At 69.4% G+C, this 22,026-nt stretch carries 24 protein-coding genes; 13 read left to right on the forward strand and 11 right to left on the reverse strand.

Annotation, left to right across the window (positions count from 1 at the left end):
* Positions 1 to 3: 3 nt before the first annotated feature.
* Positions 4 to 630, reverse strand: a complete 627-nt coding sequence (phnH, locus tag ACOKR1_RS08980; RefSeq protein ID WP_422936311.1) for a phosphonate C-P lyase system protein PhnH — start codon at positions 628 to 630, stop codon at positions 4 to 6.
* Positions 627 to 1,109 carry a phosphonate C-P lyase system protein PhnG gene (gene phnG, locus ACOKR1_RS08985; protein WP_422936588.1) on the reverse strand — a complete coding sequence of 161 codons (483 nt, stop codon included), beginning with the start codon at positions 1,107 to 1,109 and terminating at the stop codon, positions 627 to 629. The genes phnH and phnG overlap by 4 nt, the downstream gene beginning before the upstream one ends.
* A 167-nt stretch (positions 1,110 to 1,276) precedes the next feature.
* Between phnG and phnF the strand changes: the two genes are divergently transcribed.
* Positions 1,277 to 2,017 carry a phosphonate metabolism transcriptional regulator PhnF gene (gene phnF / locus ACOKR1_RS08990; protein WP_422936312.1) on the forward strand — a complete coding sequence of 247 codons (741 nt, stop codon included), beginning with the start codon at positions 1,277 to 1,279 and terminating at the stop codon, positions 2,015 to 2,017.
* A gap of 78 nt (positions 2,018 to 2,095) precedes the next feature.
* Here phnF and ACOKR1_RS08995 read toward each other — a convergent pair whose 3' ends face one another.
* Entirely contained in the window at positions 2,096 to 2,437 is a 342-nt protein-coding gene (locus tag ACOKR1_RS08995) for a rhodanese-like domain-containing protein (RefSeq protein ID WP_422936313.1), read from the reverse strand.
* A gap of 89 nt (positions 2,438 to 2,526) precedes the next feature.
* Between ACOKR1_RS08995 and ACOKR1_RS09000 the strand changes: the two genes are divergently transcribed.
* A complete protein-coding gene (locus tag ACOKR1_RS09000) occupies positions 2,527 to 2,970 on the forward strand; it encodes a MarR family winged helix-turn-helix transcriptional regulator (protein WP_422936314.1) in 444 nt (147 codons plus the stop codon).
* A 30-nt stretch (positions 2,971 to 3,000) separates the two neighbouring features.
* Here ACOKR1_RS09000 and ACOKR1_RS09005 read toward each other — a convergent pair whose 3' ends face one another.
* The 4 genes from ACOKR1_RS09005 to ACOKR1_RS09020 form a co-directional block, all read right to left on the reverse strand.
* Positions 3,001 to 3,912 carry an MBL fold metallo-hydrolase gene (locus ACOKR1_RS09005; protein WP_422936315.1) on the reverse strand — a complete coding sequence of 304 codons (912 nt, stop codon included), beginning with the start codon at positions 3,910 to 3,912 and terminating at the stop codon, positions 3,001 to 3,003.
* A 50-nt stretch (positions 3,913 to 3,962) separates the two neighbouring features.
* Positions 3,963 to 4,088: a hypothetical protein gene (locus ACOKR1_RS09010; protein WP_422936316.1), complete on the reverse strand. Its 126-nt coding sequence runs from the start codon at positions 4,086 to 4,088 to the stop codon at positions 3,963 to 3,965.
* Positions 4,089 to 4,149: 61 nt separating this feature from the next.
* Positions 4,150 to 6,549, reverse strand: a complete 2,400-nt coding sequence (locus ACOKR1_RS09015) for an FtsX-like permease family protein (protein WP_422936317.1) — start codon at positions 6,547 to 6,549, stop codon at positions 4,150 to 4,152.
* 20 nt (positions 6,550 to 6,569) lie between these two features.
* Positions 6,570 to 7,313, reverse strand: coding sequence for an ABC transporter ATP-binding protein (locus tag ACOKR1_RS09020; protein ID WP_422936318.1), 744 nt, complete (start codon positions 7,311 to 7,313; stop codon positions 6,570 to 6,572).
* A gap of 166 nt (positions 7,314 to 7,479) precedes the next feature.
* Between ACOKR1_RS09020 and ACOKR1_RS09025 the strand changes: the two genes are divergently transcribed.
* From ACOKR1_RS09025 to ACOKR1_RS09035, 3 genes are all read left to right on the forward strand, one after another.
* Positions 7,480 to 8,067 carry a TetR/AcrR family transcriptional regulator gene (locus ACOKR1_RS09025; RefSeq protein WP_422936319.1) on the forward strand — a complete coding sequence of 196 codons (588 nt, stop codon included), beginning with the start codon at positions 7,480 to 7,482 and terminating at the stop codon, positions 8,065 to 8,067.
* A 73-nt stretch (positions 8,068 to 8,140) separates the two neighbouring features.
* On the forward strand, positions 8,141 to 8,692 hold the full coding sequence (locus ACOKR1_RS09030; protein WP_422936320.1) for a DinB family protein: 552 nt from the start codon (positions 8,141 to 8,143) through the stop codon (positions 8,690 to 8,692).
* A gap of 57 nt (positions 8,693 to 8,749) precedes the next feature.
* Entirely contained in the window at positions 8,750 to 9,799 is a 1,050-nt protein-coding gene (locus tag ACOKR1_RS09035; protein WP_422936321.1) for an LLM class flavin-dependent oxidoreductase, read from the forward strand.
* A gap of 10 nt (positions 9,800 to 9,809) precedes the next feature.
* Here the strand turns inward: ACOKR1_RS09035 and ACOKR1_RS09040 are convergent, their stop codons facing one another.
* Positions 9,810 to 10,550, reverse strand: a complete 741-nt coding sequence (locus ACOKR1_RS09040; protein WP_422936322.1) for an IclR family transcriptional regulator — start codon at positions 10,548 to 10,550, stop codon at positions 9,810 to 9,812.
* A gap of 209 nt (positions 10,551 to 10,759) precedes the next feature.
* Here ACOKR1_RS09040 and ACOKR1_RS09045 point away from each other — a divergent pair, with 209 nt between their 5' ends.
* Together ACOKR1_RS09045 and ACOKR1_RS09050 are read left to right on the forward strand one after the other, a co-directional pair.
* Positions 10,760 to 12,181, forward strand: a complete 1,422-nt coding sequence (locus ACOKR1_RS09045) for an MFS transporter (RefSeq protein WP_422936323.1) — start codon at positions 10,760 to 10,762, stop codon at positions 12,179 to 12,181.
* Positions 12,182 to 12,192: 11 nt separating this feature from the next.
* Positions 12,193 to 12,336 (forward strand): hypothetical protein, encoded by a 144-nt coding sequence (locus tag ACOKR1_RS09050; protein ID WP_422936324.1) that lies wholly within the window; start codon positions 12,193 to 12,195, stop codon positions 12,334 to 12,336.
* Here ACOKR1_RS09050 and ACOKR1_RS09055 read toward each other — a convergent pair.
* Together ACOKR1_RS09055 and ACOKR1_RS09060 are read right to left on the reverse strand one after the other, a co-directional pair.
* On the reverse strand, positions 12,333 to 13,409 hold the full coding sequence (locus ACOKR1_RS09055) for a hypothetical protein (protein ID WP_422936325.1): 1,077 nt from the start codon (positions 13,407 to 13,409) through the stop codon (positions 12,333 to 12,335). The genes ACOKR1_RS09050 and ACOKR1_RS09055 overlap by 4 nt on opposite strands.
* Positions 13,410 to 13,424: 15 nt before the next feature.
* Entirely contained in the window at positions 13,425 to 14,333 is a 909-nt protein-coding gene (locus tag ACOKR1_RS09060; protein WP_422936326.1) for an Fpg/Nei family DNA glycosylase, read from the reverse strand.
* Positions 14,334 to 14,515: 182 nt separating this feature from the next.
* Here ACOKR1_RS09060 and gcvH point away from each other — a divergent pair, with 182 nt between their 5' ends.
* The 5 genes from gcvH to ACOKR1_RS09085 all read left to right on the forward strand — a co-directional run bounded on the left by gcvH (position 14,516) and on the right by ACOKR1_RS09085 (position 17,470).
* Positions 14,516 to 14,902 (forward strand): glycine cleavage system protein GcvH, encoded by a 387-nt coding sequence (gene gcvH / locus ACOKR1_RS09065; RefSeq protein WP_415853960.1) that lies wholly within the window; start codon positions 14,516 to 14,518, stop codon positions 14,900 to 14,902.
* 33 nt (positions 14,903 to 14,935) lie between these two features.
* Positions 14,936 to 15,412, forward strand: coding sequence for an FHA domain-containing protein (locus ACOKR1_RS09070; RefSeq protein ID WP_422936589.1), 477 nt, complete (start codon positions 14,936 to 14,938; stop codon positions 15,410 to 15,412).
* 23 nt (positions 15,413 to 15,435) lie between these two features.
* On the forward strand, positions 15,436 to 16,161 hold the full coding sequence (locus ACOKR1_RS09075) for a MerR family transcriptional regulator (protein WP_422936327.1): 726 nt from the start codon (positions 15,436 to 15,438) through the stop codon (positions 16,159 to 16,161).
* On the forward strand, positions 16,161 to 16,667 hold the full coding sequence (locus ACOKR1_RS09080) for a bifunctional nuclease family protein (protein ID WP_422936590.1): 507 nt from the start codon (positions 16,161 to 16,163) through the stop codon (positions 16,665 to 16,667). The genes ACOKR1_RS09075 and ACOKR1_RS09080 overlap by 1 nt, the downstream gene beginning before the upstream one ends.
* Positions 16,668 to 16,876: 209 nt before the next feature.
* Positions 16,877 to 17,470 carry a MerR family transcriptional regulator gene (locus tag ACOKR1_RS09085; RefSeq protein ID WP_415853963.1) on the forward strand — a complete coding sequence of 198 codons (594 nt, stop codon included), beginning with the start codon at positions 16,877 to 16,879 and terminating at the stop codon, positions 17,468 to 17,470.
* A gap of 106 nt (positions 17,471 to 17,576) precedes the next feature.
* Here ACOKR1_RS09085 and ACOKR1_RS09090 read toward each other — a convergent pair whose 3' ends face one another.
* Positions 17,577 to 18,401 (reverse strand): ParA family protein, encoded by an 825-nt coding sequence (locus ACOKR1_RS09090; protein WP_422936328.1) that lies wholly within the window; start codon positions 18,399 to 18,401, stop codon positions 17,577 to 17,579.
* Between the two features lie 210 nt (positions 18,402 to 18,611).
* Here ACOKR1_RS09090 and ACOKR1_RS09095 point away from each other — a divergent pair, with 210 nt between their 5' ends.
* Positions 18,612 to 22,013 (forward strand): pyruvate carboxylase, encoded by a 3,402-nt coding sequence (locus tag ACOKR1_RS09095; protein WP_422936329.1) that lies wholly within the window; start codon positions 18,612 to 18,614, stop codon positions 22,011 to 22,013.
* Positions 22,014 to 22,026 lie beyond the last annotated feature (13 nt).

Here is a 22,026-nt window from a genome sequence, read left to right on the forward strand (position 1 = left end):
CGCTCAGTCCTCCTGTCCGTCGGGGGTGGGTGTGAGCCGCGTGGTCCGCGGCAGTGCAGAGACCGCGTCCGCATCGACGAGCAGAAGATCGACGCCGCGCGGGAACAGGGCGGCGTTTCGCCGCCACTGCTCGGCGAAGGCGGCATCGGCCCACGACGCGTCGACCCCGGCCGCGCCGTTGATGCCCGGTCCTTCCGCGCTGAAGCGCCGTGCGCCCTGGCATCCGCGCACGTCGAGCACAACGGTCGTCGAGAGGTGTGGCGCCTCGTCGGTCCCGAGCCGCAGCGAGGCGAGCTGCGGCAGGGACCGGGGCGTTGCGAACACGAAGTCGGCGTTGTGTGCCTCGACGCGTCGTGCCCCGGTGTGGAAGTCGAGCCACGCCGTGACCTCGGGGTCGTCCAGATCGCCACCGAGCCATGCCGTGCAGTCTTCGTCGAGGACGGTCAGTGCGACGGCGGCGAGGCCCCGGCCGAGCGCTGCCGGAGGCTGTGGGGGACTCTTGAGCGGGAAACTCCGAGTGGGGCGGGCGAGCGCGTCGAGGACCGCGCGGAACGCGTGCTGCGCGTCGCGTGGGGGATCGACAAAGCCGGGCGCGGGGATCGCGGGCGCGCGGCCCGCCGAGCCGATCACTCGTGCTCCCGTGCGACAGTGAAGAAGTCCACCTGGGTGGTCCGGGCCTCGGCGCGGCGAGCGGCGTCGCGTTGGGTCTGGGCCAGTTGCAGTGGCACGACGACGTTGGCCATAGCACGGTCGTGCTGCCCCTCGTCGGCGAGGAGCCCGTCGAAGATCGCAGCGAGGCGCGCGTGCTCAAGGTCGGCGCCGAGCACGTAGGCGCTGCCGACAGAGTCGGCCGAGAGGGGGCCGCCGTGCAGCCGCACGGTCGCCCGGGTCACCGTTGCCTCCCCGAGGTTGAAGCGAGCCCCGCCCGCGTCGATGCGGCTGCGCACCATGACGAGTCCGGCCTGAGGCCCACGGATCAGCTCGACGGCCGGCTGAGGAGCCCAGTGGGCCCAGGCCCGCTCGAGTGCCGGCCTGCTGGCCATCGCCAGCGTACGCATCCAGCTCTGTCGAAGCTGGGTCTGCCTGCTCGTAGGTCCGGGCTGCGTCATCTGTGGGCTCACACGTCCTCCGTGAAGTTGTCTAGATATCTAGATAACTTCACGTTACCCGCCGGATGTGCGGCCTAGGTGAACAATCGGGGAACTTATGAGAGAACATCGGAGGAACCGCTGAAACCGTTCCGATAGGGTTGCTTCGAGATGGCGGTGGCTACGAGATGACGACGCAGAGCAGGTCGCCGAGTGGATACTCGACGTGGCGGCTGATCGCCGAGGAGCTGCGCCGCGAGATCATCGACGGAGCGAGCCCCCCGGGGACGAGGCTGCCTTCCGAGAATGAACTGGCCGAGCGCTTCGGGGTTCACCGCAACACCGTCCGGCAGGCCATCGCGGCCCTCACGTCGGAACGGCTCGTGGTCTCGCGCCGCGGCAGCGGCACCTTCGTCGCTGACCACACAGTGCTCGTGCACCGCATCGGCACCCGGACCCGACTGAGCGACAGCATCGCGAGGGGCGGCACCGCGTCCGGGCGCCTGCTGGACTGGGCCCTCGAATCGGAACCGCCCGACCATATCGCCGAAAGGCTGCGTCTGGGCGGCCGGCCTGCGCTCCGCATGGAGATGATCCGTTCGGTCAACGGGCTCCCGATCTCGCGCGGAACGCAATGGTACGTGGCCGAGCTCGTCCCGGGCCTTCCCGAGAAATTCGCTGCCGAAGGCACAATCACCGGCGCACTGCGGGCACTTGGCATCGAAGACTATGTGCGCGCCTCGACCACTGTGGGCGGCCGGCATGCGACGGCGGAGGAGGCCGAGGAGCTACAGCTCCCCGCCGGCTCTGTCGTGCTCGTGGTCCGCGCACTCGACGCCTTGCCCGATGGCACTCCGCTACAGCTGGGCGTCACGCGGTTCGCCGCGTCACGCGTCGAGCTCGACGTCGAGCACCCAACGCAGGGCTGAGCCGGGCCGCAAGGATTGGGGCCCCGCCGCGGACACAGTGGTCAGCGGCGAGGCCCCGGTCAGGAATGCGCGAACGCGTCAGGCGGGCGCGAACAACCCCGACTCGACCGGCAGACCGGCTTCGACCCAGTCCTGAATGCCCTCTCTGTACTTGCGGACGTTGCTGTACCCGGCCGCCGTCAGCAGGTTCGCGACGGCCTGGCTGTTCGGGCACGTCTCGTTCGAGCAGTAGGTGACGATCGCCGCCGCCTTGTCCGGCAGCAGGCTCGGTGCCTGTGCCGCGACGTCGGCTTCGACGAGCGGCAGCGCGCCCGGAAGGTGCTGCTGCTCGTAGTACATGCCCCCGAGGGCGTCGACGACGGTCACAGTTCCGGAGTCGATCGCCGCCTTGAGTTCGTCCCGGCCGATGAGTTCTGTCATGAGGGTGCCTTCCTTTCGGTTTTAGGTGCGTGCGCACACAACTATACGAATACGTGCGTGCGCACGCAATCCCGAGTAGGGTGGACGCCATGCCACCTCGCAGGAAGCTTGCCGCCGACGCCTGGGGCGCACTGCTCCGTGTGCACGCTGCGCTCGTCCCAGTCCTCGACAAAGCAGTCCAGGGCAAGACCGGGCTGCCGCTGTCCTGGTACGACGTGCTGCTCGAACTGGCAGCCGTGCCCGACGGCCGGCTCAGAATGACCGACCTCGCGGAACGCGTCGTTCTGAGCCGGTCGCGGGTCAGCCGCCTCGTCGACGAACTGGCTGCTCGTGGTCTCGTGGTCAAAGAAGGGCATCCAGACGACCGGCGCTCGGCGTACGCGGTCATCACCGACGCAGGGCTGTCCGAGTTCCGCCGTTCCGCCCCGGTCTACCTGCGGGCGATCGAGGAGCACTTCGCGTCCCGTCTGAGCGACGAAGAACTCGTCTTTCTGTCCGAGGTTCTCGGCAAGATCCTGGATCCGGCAGTCTGACCAGAGAAGCACGGCGGTCCCGCGAAGGGCTCAGACGAGGCTGCGGAGCGGCCCTTCGGGCTCCAGCAGAAACGCGTCACCGCCGCGGCGGAGCACACCGCCCCGCGGGAGGTGGCTCGCCAGGAACACGGTGTCCGTGTCGGCGTAGCGGTCCAGCACCTCGAGGCGAGTCGCGGCCGAGCGGTGCGGATCGACGCACATGGCGGCAGAGACGTCGGGGCGGCGCAGCTGAAGCGGATGGTGGATGAGGTCTCCCGCGAGCAGGACCCGGCGCCCGTCTCCCGAGACCTCGACGAGCAGGTGCCCGGGCGTGTGGCCGGGCGCCGGAACGAGCCGGACGCCGTCGTCGATCCTCACCTCGCCGGTGACCTGTTCGAGGATGCCCGCACGATGGAGCGGCGCGATGCACTCCTCGATGTGCCGCTGTGGCGGCGTCCCGGGGGAGCCGGCGAAGTGCTCGTAGTCGGCGCGGGCTACGAGATAGTGGGCGGCGGGGAACGTGGCAGTCTGGGCCCCGTCCTCGTCGAGGTGGGTGTTCCAGCCGACGTGGTCGTGGTGCAGGTGAGTGTTGATCACCGTGTCCACTGCTTCCACTGGTGCCCCGGCCGCCTCCAGTGATGCGAGCCACTGTGAGCTGAACCCGCGCATGCCGGTCCCGCCCGGGACCTTAGGGCCGCCGAGGCACGTGTCGACGAGGATGACGCGCCCAGGCCCGAGGATCGCGAAGCCCTGCGAGGCCAGGACGAGCTGGCGGCGGTCCGGAGTCGAGTGGGCATCGCCAAACTCGCTGAGCAGGGCCGTGAGCTCGTCGGGCGGCAGAGCCGGGAAGGCGGCGCGGGCCTGCATGGCGGGTCCGACAGCATCGATGACGGGGACGACGGTCCAACGACCGACGACGACGGGCGCCGGCTGCGTTGTGGGAGTGGAGATGGGCATGGGCATGGGGTGCTCCTTGGGGTCGGACGTTCTGATGACTGGCTTGCGTTGGGCGGTCACTTGGCGTGTGGGTTGAGCGAACCGAGCTCTGGGAATCCGTTGATGGTGAAGTGGATGGTCGCCAGGACGAGGATCACGGCGGCGACGGCCAGAAGAGCGATTCGAAGGCGGCGGCGGGTCATGTGGGGGCTTCCTTTCGTTCGGCGCCGGCGGTCGCCGGCAGGGGGGATTGGGCCTGTCGGCTCAGCTGATCGTGAGGGCCCGACTGACGGTGAGGCGGGCCGCTCGGTTTGCGGCTGCGATGGTCGCGACGACCGCCCCCGCGAGGCTCAGCAACGACCAGATGAGCAGCGGGGCTGGGGCATAGGTAAAGGGCAGGTCCTGCCGGAAGGCGTTCTGGCCGATGAAGACGCCGAATGCGGCGCCCGCGGGGATCGCGGCGACGATCGCGAGTACGAGCGCCGCGCCCGCGGTGAGCACGCCCTCGATGACAACCGTGCTGCGGATGAATCCTCCCGTAGCCCCGATCGTGCGCATGATCGCGTATTCGCGGGTGCGTTCGGTGACGCTCGTGCTGAGCGAGGTGCTGAGCCCGAGGAGCCCGACGATCGCCATGATCGCCGCGATGACGAAAAGCGCTTCGACGAGGACGAAGACGTGCCCGTCGAGGGCCGCTCTGAGGGCGTCGGTGGTGAACGCTCGTTCGACTGGGAGCCCCTTGGCGTCGAGGACCGTGGTCAACCCGTCGAGGGTGCGGCTTCGGTCCGCTTGCGTGGCCCCCGACGCGCCAAGCCGAAGGATCGTGGCCACATCGGCGGAAGTGCCACTCGCCGCGGTGAATTCGGCGCTCGTGACGTAGGCCGTTCCCTGGGTGCCGAACTCCTGCGCGATCCCGACGATCGTCCAGCTCGACGTCCTTCCGTTGACCGTCACGGCAAGGCGATCGCCGACGACGGCGGCCGGCGCCTGTTGCGCGACCGCCAAGGTCGTGAGGACCACGGCTTCCGCGTCGTCGTCGCGCAGCCATCGCCCGGCCACGATGGGCGGCGCGGTGAACGAGGCGTTCGGCGGCGGGGCGACCATCGTGAGGCTGCCGTGCGCGTCATCGGGATAGACGTGGACGACGTCGACGGGCGCGGCGCCGTGGACAGTCGCGGGCAGAGCTCGCAGGGGCTCGGAGCGCGAGACGCCGGGGACAGCGTCCGTGATCTCGCGGAGGGCCGCCGTGGCGACGGGACCGGCGAACCGAACCTCGGCGTCGTAGGCGCGGGCGTCGAGACCGCTCTGCACGAGACGGTCCCAGCCGATGGACGTGTTGAGGCCCGTGATCGCGCCGGTGCCGGCGAGGGCGAGCATGCCCACCGTCAGGGCGAACCGGCCCGGGCGGCGAAGCAGTCCGCGTGCCGCGATCGCTGTGTCGCGGCCCAGCGGAAGCCGGCGCAGCACGGTCAGGAGCCGGGCGGTCGCGCCGACGGGTTCGGTGCCGTGATCGTCGATGGTCTCCCTGACGGTCCTGCGGGTCCCGCGGAGCAGGGCGGGAACCGCGACGAGCACGGGAACGAGGACGCCGGTCGCGATCGCCACGACGATCACGAGGGGCGACATCGCGGTCGAGTCGATGTCGAGGTTGAGCATCGAGCCGCCAATGCCCGCGATGAATCGGCCCAGCAGCAAGCCCGGCGTGACGGCGATGGCCGTCGCGAGACCAGCGATCACCGCGGTCATCGTCAGGTACATCCCGAACACCTGGGACGTCGTCGCCCCGACGGCCTTCATCGCGCCGATCTGACGGATCTGGGCGGTGAGCGTGCCGCCGATCATCGCCGCCACGAGGATCGAGCTCATCAGAAGGGAGAGCGCGCCGAACAGCAGCATCGAGGTGGCGACCATGACCATCTGGCCGTAATGCGGATGCCGTAGCGGCGGCGGCACGTCGATCGACGCCGTCGGATACCCTGCTGCGCCGAGCCGAGACGCAAGGTCCTGGGCGACGGCCTCAAGGTGAGCGGCGTCGCCGCTCGGGCCGCCCGGTCCGCCGACCACGATCTCGAGTTCGTCGAGACCCGTCGGAAGGCCCATCTCGGCGAGCGCCGCCGTCGTCGTCCGGGCGTAGACGGTGCGCTCTTGATCGGCAGGTGCGACTCCGCCGTCGTGCACCGCCCCGGCGACGTCGAGCGTCGTGAGGCGGCCATGCGGGGCGAGCACTTCGACGCGGCCGCCGACGTGCGCGCCGAGAAACGGCAGGGCGGTGCGTTCGAGGAAAAGCTGGCGGGCAGAGGGCGGCCAGCTGCCGGTTTCGACGCGTGCGGACGCGACCCGTTGGGGGTCGCCGTCCGCGCTCACGAACAGCAGGAGCGATTGCCATGGCCCGTCCTGCACACGGATGCGGGCGGCGACCGTCGACCGTGCCGCCGCGTCGGTCACGCCGGGCGTTGCGCGCGCGACGGCGAGCTGCTCGGGTCCGATGGGTCCGGTGAGGTGAAGCGTTGCCGACGCCGGGTTCGCCGCGCGGTAGTTCGCGTCGATCTCGGTGCTGAGGATCGATGCGGCGGCGAGGAAGGCGGTGACGGCGGCCACGCTGAGGGCAATGGCCGCGATCATGGCCACGGTCCGCCCCCGCGCGGCCCACAGATCTCGCGCCATCTTGCGCCAGCGGGGCCGCATCAGTCCACCGCCCGAACGAGCCGCTGGTCGCGGGTGACGCGCCCGTCCAGCAGCGCCACCTCGCGGCTTGCCCAGCGGGATACGTCGCGTTCGTGGGTAACCATGACAACCGCGCGGCCGTCGCGTGCGAGCTCGGCGAACAGGTCGAGGATCCGGTCGCTCGTCGCCGAGTCCAGGTTTCCGGTCGGTTCGTCGGCGAGCACGAGTGGAGGATCGTTTGCCAGGGCGCGCGCGATCGCGGCGCGCTGCTGCTGGCCGCCCGACAGCGCGGCCGGGAGCTTGTGAGCCTGATCGGCGATGTCCACGCGGTCGAGCAGCGCCATGGCCCGAGCGCGCTGTTCCCGCACCGGGGCTCTGCCGCACAGGTCCATCGGAAGCATGACGTTCTCCACGACCGTCAGCGTGGGAAGGAGCTGGAAGAACTGGAAGACGAGTCCGATCGAGCGGCCGCGCCACGCCGCGAGGGCTGACCCCTTCAGCTGGTCTACGCGTGTCCCGGCGATGTCAACTTCGCCGCTGCTTGGAACATCGATGCCCGCGAGCAGGTTGAGCAGCGTCGTCTTGCCGCTGCCGGAGCGGCCGAACACTGCGACGAGTTCCCCGGCCGAGATTTCCAGGTCGACCCCCGCGAGAGCGGGGAAGACGGCGCCGTCCACGACGTAGTCCTTCCTCAGCCCGCGGGCGCGGAGAACGGCGTCCGACGGCGCGGTGTCCAGTGACCGCGCGGTGTCCAGTGAAGGCATCGTGGCTCCTTCGCGTGAAGGCCCGGTTGCAGGGCCGGGAACGTTATCGAACAAGGTGTCCGATATACTTCATAGCGTCCGGCAACGCTCCTCGGCAATCGACAGAACCCGCCGCGATGGCCAGTTGTGGACGAACCAGGATCAAGCCGTGCCGAAACGAGGGAAAATGACTCGCACCGAAGACCGTCGGATCCGCCGCACCCGCGCCGCGCTCACGCAAGCCCTCCTCGGCCTCATGGCCGAGCGCCCGTACGAAGCGATCACCGTGCAAGACGTGATCGATCGGGCCGATGTTGGGCGCTCCACGTTCTACGCGCACTTTTCGGACAAGGACGAGCTGCTGGACGAGTCGCTCGCCGGGATGCGCGATCTCGTCGACAGTGCCGGCGCGGGGCGCCAGCCGACGCTCAAGCGGCCCCTGCCGTTCAGCGAGCTGCTCTTCCAGCACGTCGCCGACCAGCGCCCCCTTCTCACTGCGCTGCTGGCCCATGAGGCCTCGGGCACCGTGATGTCGCGACTGGAAGCCGTCCTGCACGACACCGCCGCCGCACAGCTGCGCGCCCTCATCGGGCCGGACCGGCCCCTCGCCGTTCCGCTGGATCTCCTGGCCCGCAATTCCGTGGCCAGCTGTCTGGCGTGCCTGCGCTGGTGGGTGGCCAACGGATTTGCCCTGGCCCCCGCCGAACTCGACGAGTTGTTCCGGTCGCTCACGGCCCCGGTGATCCGCGCGGCGCTTGCTGCCCAGACCGGGTGACGCCCTGCCGCCCTGTCGCCGACCCTCGAGGCGAGGTGCGCCTACCGGCCGCGGCTCCGGTACCGTGGCCACCATGACGGAGATCCTCATCGACGATCATGGCCGTCCCGAGCCGCCGTACGCGGGGGAGGAGGTCGCGACGCTCCTCGGCTTCCTCGACTACCACCGCGCGACGCTTGAGTGGAAGTGCCGCGGGCTGAGCGACGAACAACTCAGGGTGACGCTCCCGCCGTCGTCCATGACGCTGGGCGGGATGCTCAAGCACCTCGCGTTCGTCGAGGACGCCTGGTGCTCCGAGGTCCTCGCGGGGCAGCAGATGTCCGAACCCTGGGCGGGAGTCGACTGGGAGGCGGACCCCGACTGGGATTGGCACAGCGCAACGAACGACGGCGGCGCGAGCCTCCGCGCGCTGTGGGCCGGCCGCGTCGAGCGATCGAAGGAGATCGTTGACGAGTTGCTCGCCGAGGGCGAGCAGGCGGCGCTCGCGACGACCCACGCCAATGGGGAGGGCCGCGAGGCCGTGTCGCTTCGCTGGGTTCTGGTCCATCTCATCGAGGAGTATGCGCGTCACAACGGTCACGCCGACCTGCTCCGCGAGTCGATTGACGGGCAGATCGGGGAGTGACGGAGCCGATGCACGACCGAAGGAATTCCGCGGCGCCTCGGATGGTTGGCGTGTGACGTGAAAGCATTCGGCTTCCTCTCCTTCGGCCACTACGGCCCGTTCCGCGGCTCGGAGACCCGGACCGCGGCGGACATGATCCTCCAGACCATTGACCTCGCGGTCGGTGCCGACGAGCTCGGCGTCAACGGCGCCTACGTGCGGGTCCACCACTTCGCGAGGCAGCAGGCGTCCCCGATGCCGCTCCTGTCCGCGATGGCCGCCCGCACGAAGCGCATCGAGGTGGGCACTGGTGTGATCGACATGCGCTACGAGAACCCGCTCCAGCTCGCGGAAGAGGCCGCCGCGCTCGACGCGATCGCCGGGAACCGGATCGCCCTCGGCATCAGCCGCGGCTCGCCCGAGCCCGCCCTCCGCGGCTACGAGGCGTTCGGCTACACGGGGTCGGTGGACCCTCGCGGCGCAGACCTCGCGCGGTCCAAGTTCGAGCTCTTCCTCTCGGCGATCGACGGCGTCGGCATCGCCGAGGCCGACCCGCGGCAGGCGCCAGCAGGAACGAGGCTGCACGTCGAGCCGCATTCGCCCGGGCTTCGGGACCGCATCTGGTGGGGGAGCGGAACACGGGACACGGCCGAGTGGACCGGCGCGCAGGGCCTCAATCTGATGAGCTCGACCCTGCTCACCGAGGACGCCGGAGTGCCGTTCCACGTGCTCCAGCACGAGCAGATCGAGCGGTACCGGGCCGCCTACAAGGCCGCGGGCCACGCGGGCTCGCCGAGGGTGTCGGTGAGCCGGAGCGTCTTCCCGATCGTGACCTCGCGCGATGCGATGTACTTCGGGACCCGCCCGGACGGCGACCAGGTGGGCGTGATCGATGGCTTCCGGTCGACGTTCGGAAAAACGTATGCCGCTGAGCCGGACGAGCTTGTCGAGCAGCTTCTGGGCGATTCGGCGGTCATGGCCGCGGACACGGTGATGCTGACCATCCCGAATCAGCTCGGCGTCGAATACAACCTTCACATCCTTGAGGCTTTCGCCAAGCACGTGGCTCCCTCCCTCGGCTGGAAGCCGAACACGGAGGGGCCGGTCGCGGGGGAGCCGGTCGCGTGAGGAAGGATCCCTAGGAGAGTGCCTTCGCCACGACGGCGGCGGTCTCGCCGAGGCGGGGGAGCATGGCCATCAGCTCGGCCTCGGGGGTCAGGAACGTGATGCTGGACAGGCTGAGTCCCGCGGGCCCGTTGGGCCCGACGTCGAGCGGCAGGGCGATGCAGCGGACGTTCTGCTCGTTCTCCTCGCGGTCCACGGCGTAGCCGACGCTGCGAATCGTGCCGAGCTCCGCGAGGAACTCGTCGAGGTCGGTGATCGTGGCCGGGGTGCGGGGGGCCATGCCTCGGGCAGTCAGGAGCTCCACAACGCGGGCGTCGGGCAGGGTCGAGAGCATGGCCTTCCCCACGCCGGTCGAGTGCGCGGGCATGCGGAGCCCCACACGCGATCTCATGATGAACGCGTTGGGGGCGCTCGCCTTGTGCGTGTAGAGCGCCTCGCCGTCCGCGAGGGCTGCGACATGGACCGTCTGATTCGTGGCGTCGGCGAGCGCGTGGATGGCGCGGTCGACGACGTCGCCCCAGCCCGCGTCGATCCCACCGAGCGCGCGGGCCCGGGGCCCGAGACCGTAGAACCCGCCCTCGCGCTGAAGGGCCCACCCCGCCGAGGTGAGGACTCCCAGGATCCGGTGCACGGTCGGCTTCGTCATCCCGGTGCGCTCAGCGAGCTCGCCGAGGCGCTGCGGCTGGGCGGAGGCCGAGAGGGCCTCGAGCATGCTCAAGATCTTGTGGCCCGAGGCCTGCTCGCCCTCAACCATGTTCCTCCGCTCTGTGGGTGCAACCCGTGCCCTGCTGCGCCAGCCAGGGGTAACCCTTGACCGTCCGCAACCGCGGTCCTAGTCTGGCCGATGGTTCTGGATTTTAGAACACCATTCCGGATACCGGAACGCTTGGGGGAGCAAGGTCTACCGGAGACGACGGCGTCTCGTGCAATGCCACGCGACGCCACACATTTCGAAGGGCGAAGATGGATCAGGCCACTATTCGTCGGTTGTCCGATGAGGCGACCGACGTCCTGCTGAACAAGAATGGAACGACCTCCAGTCGCCGCGGCGGCTGGATGATGATCGCGACGATCCTGATCGAGGCGTGGGATCTCTATGCGATCTCGTTCGTGCTCGTGTTTATCTCGGCGGAGTACCACCCCACGGCCGTGGAACTGGGCCTCGTGACGGCGGGCGTTCAGGGCGGCGCCCTGCTCGGTGCGCTGATCGGCGGCTACGTGGCCGACAGGCTGGGCCGCAAGCGCGTGTTCATCCTCACGATGGTCCTGTTCATCGTGCTCGCCATCGTCCAAGGGTTCTCAGTGGGCGTGTGGGACCTGATCATCATCCGGTTCCTCATCGGCATCCCGCTCGGCTCCGACATCTCCAACGGCTACGCCTACATCATGGAGTCGATGTCCAAGGGCGCCCGCGAGGTCATGGGCAGCCGCTGGCAGTTCATGTTCGGCCTCGGCGAGGTCTTCTCGATCGTCGTCATCACGATCATGTACGCCGCGGGCATGGACCACGCCATCCTGTGGCGCGTGGCCCTCGCCATCGGTGCCGTCCCGGCGCTGATCCTGCTGCTGGCCCGGCTGAACCTGCCGGAGACGCCCATGTCGCTCATCCAGCGCGGGCAGTTCGTCAAGGCCAAGGAAGTGTCGCAGAAGCTCTTCAACGATTCGCTGGACATGCTCCCGAATGAGGACGTGGAGATCGAGAAGCCCAAGGTCGGCGACTTCCTCAAGGTCATCTGGGCCGACAGGACCCGCCGCCGGGCCACGATCTTCGGCTGGATCTCCAACGCGTGCCAGGGCGCGGAGTTCACCGCGTTCGGCTTCTACCTGCCCGTGATCCTGGTCAGCGCGGGGGTCGGGGTGGTCGGCACGGCCGCGAACACGAACATCACCGGCACGAACCTGGTCACCGCGGGGATCTACGTCCTGGCCACGATCTCGGGCTTCGTGGCCCCGATCATGATCACCAGGATCGGCCACCGCGGCGTGTCGATGTGGGGCTTCGGGCTCGCGTTCGTGGGCCTGCTCATCGGCGCGTTCGCGCTCGGGGCGGACATCAAGTGGCTCATCGTGATCGGCGCGTGCGTGCTCATGTGGGGCCACTACTGGGACGCCTCGAACGGCATGACGATCACCTCGATGGTCGCCCCGTCCCGGTTCCGGGCCACGGCCTCGGGCTTCGGGTACGTGTTCGTCAAGGCCGCCTCGTTCTTCGGCGCGTTCATCTTCCCGATCATCACCGCCTCGTGGGGCAAGGTCGGGGCGACCTTGGCCGTCTCGGTCCTGTCCCTCATCGGCTTCCTCGCCGCGAGGTTCATCCTCCCCGAGCTCTACGGCTACGTGGACCGAGAGGAGACCGTCCCGAGCGCAACCGGCGCCGGCCACTAGAGGGAATCACCGTGGCGGAGGTCGTCCTGTTTCACCACGCGCTCGGACTCACGCCCGGCGTCGTGGAGTTCGCGGACGGCCTCCGCCGTTCCGGCACGGTCCACACCCCGGATCTCTTCGAGGGGCGCACGCTGGCGTTCCTCGATCGGATCTAGCGGTCCGCGTCGGCGCGACTGGCTCCGGAACGCCGCGCCAAGACAGTCAGGGCGAGCATCTCGAGCCCGGTCCACACGAGCGTTCCTCCCGACACCTCCGGGGAGAAGCTGAGCGCGCCGTCGTGGAGGGCAACCGCCGCGAAGTACGGCGCCCAGAACACCATGGGCGCGAGCGCGAGGGCTGTCACGAGTCGCCCGGGGCGGTCCGGTGCGGGCCGCAGCGCGAGCCACACGAGCCCCACCAGCACGGCGCCCACCGCGGCCGCGGCGAGGAGCCACGGGTCCCGCAGCGCGACCATCACCTGAAGCGCGGCCGAGGGCACGAACACCATCGCCGCAGGGACGAGGGCGGCGAGCCGCCAGCGGAGCGACAACAGCAGCATCGGGACGAACAGCGCTGCGGTGGAGACGAAGAACGAACCGAGCGAGACGATGATCGACGACGAAGTCGGCTCGCCCACGATCCGCGCCCCGCCCGCCGTCGGCACGAACGTCTGGATGAGGCCGTGCCGCGCGTAGACGGCGAACTCCTGGAGGATGAACGCGCCGACCATCCCGCACAGCATCGCGCTCACCACCGCGGGGACGAGCCGCGGCCACGACCGCCCAGACGAGCGCCGGGCGGCGGCGAAAGGCGCCCCGAGGATCAGGAGGCCCCCGGTCGCGAGGCCCAGATGGGACGGGCTGAACAGCGCCTTGATGCTCTGCTCGATTCCGAACACCGAGTGCCACGCGAGATCCGCCACGCCCGAGACCAGGAACAGGAGGACTCCGGCCGCGGCGGCGCCGTAGCCAGCCGGGACTGCGGAGATCCACGGCGTGCCAGGCGCGTGGCGCCGCCACGTCAGGGCGGCGATCCACACCGCGCACGCGGCGAATCCCGAATACAGGATCGCGTGCCACGGGGTGAAGAACGTCTCAAGGTCGGGGAGGTTGTTGTGGGCCCAGCCGTCGACGTACGTGCCGGTGAGGAGCCACGCCCCGGCGACGAGCGTGAGAACGTCCTCGGCCGTGTTCGTGGGCCGGTGGACGGCCGCGGGAGGGCCGGCGAAGGTGGGGGCTGTCGCGTCCATGGCGGAATGCACTGTCTACTTGAGGAACTTGGACGTCGTGCGGTCCGCGAGCAGCTTGCCGCCGGTCTGGCACGTGGGGCAGTACTGCAGCGCACTGTCCGAGAAGGTGACCTCGCGGATCGTGTCGCCGCACACGGGGCAGGCCTCTCCGGTCCGGCGGTGCACGCGCATGCTGGCCCGCTTCTCGTCCTTGAGGTCCTCTGGCGGCCGTCCGATCGCCTCGGCGGTCGCGCCCTCGAGCATGCTGCGGAGGGCCGCATAGAGCCGCTCCGTCTCGCCGTCGTCGAGCGTTGACGCGACCGCGAACGGGGAGAGCTTCGCGAGGTGGAGGATCTCGTCGCTGTACGCGTTCCCGATCCCCGCGATGACCTTCTGGTTCCGCAGGAGCCCCTTGATCTGCTGGCGCTTGGTGAGGAGCGAGCGGAAGCGCTCGAGCGTGAAGTCGTCTTCGAGCGGCTCCGGGCCGAGCTCAGCGATCGCGGGCACGTCCTCGAGCCTCGGGACGATCCACACGGCGAGGCGCTTCCAGGTCCCGGCCTCGGTCAGGTCGATGCCCGTGGTCTCGTCCCCGCGCACGAACCCGAAGCGCGCCGCGGAGTATCCCTTGCCGCGGCCCGCCGTCGCCTCGGGCAGCTTGTCGTGGACCTTCACCCAGCCGCCCAGCGCCAGATGGACGACGACGAGAAGCCGGCCCCCGCCGTCGTCCGCGCCTTCCCCGGAAGACCCGTCGGGTGCGACGCGGAACACGAGGTATTTGCCCCGCCGGCCCACGGATTCGATGGAGCGCCCCACGAGGTCGGTGTAGGGCGGGTTGGCGGTTTTGAGGGCGGAGGGCGACACGATGAACACGCGGTCCACGGTCGCGCCGGCGAGCCGGGCGTCGAGGAACGCCGCAAGCGCCGTGACCTCTGGAAGTTCGGGCATGGCTGCCTTTCGTCCGGTCGGCTCCGCAGCCCGACCGCCACGCGGGGCAGGCAGGCCGCATCACCCTCCATCGTGGCAGAAAAAGGCGCCCTGAGCGGTGGTTTTCTTATGCCTATACTTTCAGCGACACGGCCCTGACGGAAGCGCCAGCGCGCTCCCAACCCGACGAAAGGCGAGCCCCCATGAGCAACGTCCCCGCCGATCTTTCCTACACCGCCGAGCACGAGTGGGTCACCGTCGCCGACGGCGACGGGATCGTCCGCGTCGGCATCACCGACTTCGCCCAGGACGCCCTCGGCGACGTCGTCTACGTCCAGATGCCGGAGGTCGGCACCGAGGTGAGCGCGAACGCCGTCGTGGGCGAGGTCGAGTCGACCAAGAGCGTGAGCGACATCTACGCTCCCGTCTCCGGCACGGTCGTGGCGCGGAACGAGGCGCTCGACGGCGATCCGGCCCTCGTGAACTCGGATCCGTACGGCGACGGCTGGCTCATCGATGTCAAGCTCAACGACCCGGCGGAGGTCGAGGATCTGCTCAGTGCGTCGCAGTACGAACAGCAGGTAGGGTAGACATCTGGGTAGTACGTCTTTAGAGGAGGAATGATGGGCACCGAGGAGCGTCGCGGGCTCGACGCAGGTGAGGCCACGCAACGCGACATCTCAGCGTCGGAGACCACATCGATCCATCTGCCACCCGTGGTCTCGGAGCCTCCCCGGGACCGGCAGCTGACGGCTGAGGAGGCCGCCGCCATCGCGGCGCTTCCACACGGCTCGGCCCTCCTCATCGCCCACACGGGCCCGAACGCGGGCGCGCGCTTCCTGCTCGACTCGGAGGCGACGACGGCGGGGCGTCACCCCAACGCGGACATCTTCCTCGACGACGTGACGGTCTCGCGCCGTCACGCCGAGTTCCGCCGCACCTCGAGCGGTGCCTTCGAGGTCGTCGACGCGGGAAGCCTCAACGGCACCTACGTCAACCACGACCGCGTGGACAGCGTGACGCTCCGCAACGGTTCCGAGGTGCAGATCGGCAAGTTCCGGCTCACGTTCTACATGAGCCCCGCGCGGGCCACGCGGTGAGGCACACCGCCTAGGGGGCGCGCATGGCACTCTCTCATCCGGAGCGCCGGGGGTCCACAACCCTCAACATCGGGGAGGTCCTGGCCGCGTTGGCCGAGGACTTTCCCAGCATGACCGCGTCCAAGATCCGCTTCCTCGAGGAGAAGGGGCTCATCTCGCCCCAGCGGACCCCGGCGGGCTACCGTCAGTACGGCGAGGGCGACGTGGAGCGGCTGCGCTTCATCCTCGCCCTGCAGCGTGACCAGTACCTTCCGCTCAAGGTCATCAAGGACTATCTCGACGCGATCGATCGCGGCGAACGCCCCGAGAACCTCCCCGGCGGCCTGACGCTCTCGCCGCGGGCCGTGAGCGAGGACGTGGCGGCCGAGCTGCGGACCACGCGTTCGCGCTCGCTCTCCGAGGAGCAGCTGCGCGCGGAGTCCGGCGCGAGCGCGACCCTCGTCGAGACCCTGCGGAGCTACGGGCTCATCTCGCCCGAGGACGGGCGCTACGACGAGCACGCGCTCCAGGTGGCCCGCGCGTGCGTCCAGCTTGAGTCGCACGGCATCGAGCCGCGCCACCTCGGGCCGTTCCGCGCCGCGGCGGAGCGTGAGTTCGGGCTCGTGGAGCGCGCCGTCGCCCCCATTGCGTCGCGGCGGGACGACGCCTCGCGCGCCCGAACTGCGGAGACGGCGCGGGAGATCAGCGATTTGTGCCTGACCTTGCACCGGGCCTTGGTGCACGGTCGGATTTCGAGAATGGAGGGGTGATGATCGAAGTCGAGGTCGTAGGCGTGCGCATCGAGCTGCCGTCCAACCAGCCGCTCGTGCTCCTCCGGGAGAAGCATGGGGAGCGGCACCTTCCGATTTGGATCGGCACGGCCGAGGCCAGCGCGATCGCCCTCGCCCAACAGCACGTCGTCCCGCCGCGCCCGCTCACGCACGATCTGCTCGTCAACGTGGTCCACGGGCTGGGCCGTCAGGTGGTGAGCGCGACGATCGTCGCGGTGCAGGACAGCGTCTTCTACGCCCAGCTCGGCTTCGACGACGGGACCGTCATCGAGTCCCGCGCGTCGGACGCTCTCGCCGTAGCGTTGCGGGTCAATTGCCACATCTGGTGCGCGGACTCGGTGCTCGAGGAGGCAGGCGTGCAGCTCGCCGAGGGCAGCGAGGAAGGCACGGAGGAGGCGGCACCCAGCTCCGACGAGGAGGAACGTGAGATGCGTCGCTTCCGCGAGTTCTTGGCCGACGTTGAGCCTGAGGACTTCGACGAGTAGATCCGACACGGTGACGCTCAAGGCCGAGGTCTTTGATTTCGCTTCCCCTCGGTTCTAACGTCGTTGATGGAAGCTCCCATTGCATCCCCGGCAGGCTAGGGCGACACTGGAAGTTGCACTGGCGTTTGTAATTACAGTGCTGGTCTTCGGTCGCCTCCCTCTCCTGGGCGGTGCAGCATCCCCAGGGGGAGCGAGAGAAGGAGGGTGACGTGAGTCCTCAAGGCGATTCGGGAAAGTTGAACCGCGCCAGCGGTCCCGGCACCGATGTTCCCATCGGCGAGCAGGGCCTGCTGTTCAGCGAAGACCTGCCCGTGCTTGACGAAGAGGCCGGCTACCGTGGCCCCACCGCATGCAAGGCGGCCGGCATCACGTATCGGCAACTCGACTATTGGGCCCGCACGGGTCTCGTCGAGCCAACCGTGCGCGGCGCGGCAGGCAGCGGCTCCCAGCGGCTCTACGGATTCCGCGACATTCTGGTCCTCAAGGTCGTCAAGCGGCTCCTCGACACGGGCGTGTCGCTCCAGCAGATCCGCATCGCGGTGGGTCACCTCCGCGAGCGCGGCGTCGAGGACCTCGCCCAGATCACGCTCATGAGCGACGGCGCGTCCGTGTACGAGTGCACCTCCGCCGACGAGGTCATCGATCTCGTCCAGGGTGGGCAGGGCGTCTTCGGCATCGCCGTGGGCCGTGTGTGGCGCGAGGTCGAGGGCAGCCTCGCCGAGCTCCCGAGCGAGCACGCAGAGGATCAGGCCTTCCCGGGCGACGAGCTGAGCCGGCGGCGGGCCGCGCGGAAGATCGGCTGACAACTTCACGACGGCGGCCTTTCGGCCGTGCGACAAAGGGCACCCCGTGCGGGGTGCCCTTTTCGGTGTTCTGGCGAGTTGATGTTCTGGGTGAGCGCTGCCCGGGCTAGCGGGACGACCGCGGGCGGAACTCGCGGCTCTGCTTGACCACGGAGACGAGCAGCTGGTCATAGAGCGCCGCGGTGCTGCGGGCGGCGTCGCCCGGCCAGTGGTGCACGGCGTGCGCGGCGCCCTGGATCTGCTGCCAGTTCGCGAGTTCTGGGATGGTCGGGGTGAGCAGGAGCGGGCCGAACATCTGCTTCATTTCTTCGAGGCGGTAGGCGTGCTCGGTCGACGACGGGCGGACCCGGTTCGCGATGATGCCGGCGGGGGCGAGCTTCGGCGCGAACTCCTCGCGGAACAGCTGAATGGCGCGCATGGTGCGTTCCGTGCCGGCCACGGAGAAGAGCCCCGGCTCCGCGACGAGCAGCACGCGGTCGCTCGCGGTCCACGCCATGCGGGTGAGCCCGTTGAGGGACGGCGGGCAGTCGATGAGGACGAGCTCGTAGTTGTCGATTCCGTCGAGCACCGACGCGAGACGCCTGAGGTCGCGCCGCCCGAGGTCGGGGCGGTCGTAGACGCTGCTGAGCGAGCCGCCGAACGCGACGTCGAGCATTCGATTCTTGCGCCCGTCGAGATTTCCTGCACGGGTAACCCAGCTGCTGTTGACAACGTTCTCGGCGATCCGCATGCGGCGTGGCGCCTTGAGCATCCGGGCGACCTCGGCCTTGCCGTCCGCGGCCACGCCGAGGGCGGTGGAGGCATCGGCGTGGGGGTCGAGGTCCACGACAAGCGTCGGAATGCCGGCCGCGAGGGCCGCCGACGCCAGGCCTGTGGTCACAGAAGTCTTCCCAACCCCACCTTTGAGGCTGCTGATGCTGACTACTTGCACTGGAGAATCCACACCTATCCGCTGGCCGACTCCCCACCATCTTAGTGGCCGCCGAAGAGCGCTGAGAGCCACGTCCCCGCCGGCTGCCCGTGCACATTACACGGTCTGTCATCGTGATTCCGGGCACACGCCATTGAGTTGGTAGTTTTCAGGGATAGAGACTAGGCACCACCTAGCTGAACCCATCCGTGCCCCGAACGAGGAGTCGACGTGTTCTCGAAAATTTTGGTGGCCAACCGCGGAGAGATCGCCATCCGAGCTTTCCGCGCAGGCTACGAACTAGGTGCCAAGACCGTCGCCGTCTTCCCTTACGAAGACCGCAATTCGATCCATCGCCAGAAGGCGGACGAGGCCTACCTCATTGGCGAGGAAGGGCACCCCGTCCGGGCCTACCTGGACATCGAGGAGATCGTTCGCGTCGCCAAGGAGGCCGGCGCTGACGCGATCTACCCGGGCTACGGGTTCCTCTCGGAGAACCAAGGCCTGGCCAAAGCAGCCGCCGAGGCCGGCATTACCTTCGTGGGCCCTCCAGCGGAGGTGCTCGAGCTCGCGGGCCACAAGGTGCACGCGCTCGAGGCTGCCCGCAAGGCCGGCATCCCCGTGCTCAGGTCCAGCGCGCCAAGCTCGGACGCGGAGACGCTCCTGGCCGCGGCGAGCTCGATCGGCTTCCCGATCTTCGTCAAGGCCGTCGCAGGCGGCGGCGGGCGCGGCATGCGCCGTGTCGACACCCCCGAGGGCCTGCCGGAAGCCCTCAACGCCGCGATGCGCGAGGCGGACGCGGCCTTCGGCGACCCGACCGTGTTCCTCGAGCAGGCCGTGCTGCGGCCGCGTCACATCGAGGTTCAGGTCCTCGCCGATGCCGAGGGCAACGTGGTCCACCTCTTCGAGCGCGACTGTTCCCTGCAGCGGCGCCACCAGAAGGTCATCGAAATCGCGCCGGCGCCGCAGCTCGACGAGTCGATCCGCCAGGCGCTCTACGCCGACGCCGTCAAGTTCGCGAAGGCACTCGGCTACGTGAACGCTGGGACCGTCGAGTTCCTCGTTGACACGGTCGGGGACCGCGCCGGTCAGCACGTGTTCATCGAGATGAACCCCCGCATCCAGGTCGAGCACACGGTCACCGAAGAGGTCACGGACGTGGACCTCGTGCAGGCACAGCTGCGCATCGCATCGGGGGAGACGCTCGCCGATCTCGGGCTCACCCAGGATTCGATCCAGCTCAAGGGCGCCGCCCTCCAGTGCCGCATCACCACCGAGGACCCCGCGAACGGCTTCCGCCCCGACGTCGGCAAGATCACGGGCTACCGCTCGGCCGGCGGTGCGGGCGTGCGCCTCGACGGAGGCACCGTCTACCAGGGCGCCGAGATCAGCCCCCACTTTGACTCGATGCTCGTCAAGCTCACGTGCCGCGGCCGCGACTACGCGACAGCCGTCAAACGTGCGCGCCGCGCTCTCGCCGAGTTCCGCATCCGCGGTGTGTCCACCAACATCCCGTTCCTGCAGGCCGTCCTCGATGACAAGGACTTCGTCGCGGGCAATGTCGCCACCTCGTTCATCGACGAGCGTCCTGAGCTCCTGAGCGCTCGGAGTTCCGCCGACCGCGGCACGAAGCTTCTGACGTGGCTCGCGGACGTGACGGTCAACAAGCCGAACGGCGAGCTCACCGTCCACGCCGATCCGCGCGCCAAGCTCCCCGCGGTGAACGCTTCGTCGGCGCCGGCCGGATCGCGCCAGCGCCTGCTCGAGCTCGGCCCCGAGGGCTTCGCGAAGGCCCTGCGCGAGCAGACTGCCGTCGCGGTGACGGACACGACGTTCCGCGACGCACACCAGTCGCTGCTTGCGACGCGCGTCCGCACGCGTGACCTCGTCGCCGCCGGACCGGCCGTCTCGGCGCTCACCCCGCAGCTCCTCTCCGTCGAGGCGTGGGGCGGTGCGACCTACGACGTCGCGCTCCGCTTCCTCGGCGAGGATCCGTGGCAGCGGCTCGCGGCGCTCCGCGCGGCGATCCCGAACATCTGCCTCCAGATGCTCCTGCGAGGGCGCAACACGGTGGGCTACACGCCGTACCCGGAGGAGGTCACGGACGCGTTCGTCAAGGAAGCGGCAGCGACCGGCATCGACATCTTCCGCATCTTCGACGCGCTCAACGACGTGAACCAGATGGCCCCGGCCATCCGCGCCGTCCGCGAGACGGGCACCGCGGTGGCCGAGGTCGCGCTGTGCTACACGGGCGATCTCCTCGACCCGAACGAGTCGCTCTACACGCTCGACTACTACCTCGGGCTCGCGCAGAAGATCGTCGACGCCGGCGCACACATCCTCGCGATCAAGGACATGGCCGGGCTCCTGCGGCCCGCCGCGGCGGCGAAGCTCGTCAGCGCGCTGCGCGAGCGCTTCGACCTCCCTGTCCACCTGCACACGCATGACACCGCAGGCGGCCAGCTCGCGACGCTGCTCGCGGCGGTCGACGCGGGCGTCGACGCGGTGGACGTCGCCTCGGCCTCCCTCGCGGGAACCACGAGCCAGCCGCCCGCGTCCGCCCTCGTCGCGGCCCTCGCGCACACCCCGCGCGACACGGGCATCTCGCTCGAGGCCGTGAGCGCGCTCGAGCCGTACTGGGAGGCCGTGCGCCGCGTGTATGCGCCGTTCGAGTCGGGCCTGCCCGGCCCCACGGGCCGCGTCTACCGCCACGAGATCCCCGGCGGTCAGCTCTCCAACCTCCGCCAGCAGGCCATCGCGCTCGGGCTCGGCGAGCGATTCGAGGCCATCGAGGACATGTACACCGCCGCGGACCGGATCCTCGGCCACCTCGTCAAGGTCACGCCGTCGTCGAAGGTCGTGGGCGACCTCGCGCTCCACCTGGTGGGCCTGAACGCCGATCCCGCGGACTTCGAGGAAAACCCCCAGAAGTACGACATCCCGGATTCGGTCATCGGCTTCCTCGGCGGCGAGCTCGGCGACCCGCCCGGCGGCTGGCCCGAGCCGTTCCGCTCGAAGGCGCTCCAGGGCCGCACGGTCAAGGTCCGCGAGGAACGGCTGAGCCCCGAGGACTCGGACGCGCTGCGCGGCGACTCCGCGACCCGGCGGGCCACGCTCAACCGCCTCCTGTTCCCCGGCCCGACGAAGGACTACCTCGCGAGCCGCGAGGCGTACGGGAACCTCGCGGTGCTCGACACGCGCGATTACCTGTACGGGTTCCAGCGCGGCACGGAGCACGTGATCGAGCTCGAGCGCGGCGTGCGGCTCATCGCTCAGCTCGAGGCCGTGTCCGAGCCGGACGAGAAGGGCATGCGCACCGTCCTGGCCCTGCTCAATGGCCAGTCCCGCCCCGTCTCGGTGCGCGACCGGTCCGTTGAGAGCAACGTCAAGCAGGCCGAGAAGGCGGACCCGGCGAACCCGAACCACGTCGCGGCGCCGTTCGCTGGCGCCGTCACCGTCACGGCGAACGAGGGCGATGCCGTCAAGGCCGGCGACACGATCGCGACCATCGAGGCCATGAAAATGGAGGCGTCCATCACAACGCCAGCCACTGGAACGGTCTCGAGGGTCGTCATGAACGGGGTCCAGCAGGTCCAGGGCGGCGATCTGCTGCTCGTCGTGTCGCCTGCCTGACCGCCAAATTCGG

Source organism: Sinomonas sp. P47F7 (assembly GCF_049332655.1).
In the GTDB taxonomy this organism is placed as follows: domain Bacteria; phylum Actinomycetota; class Actinomycetes; order Actinomycetales; family Micrococcaceae; genus Sinomonas.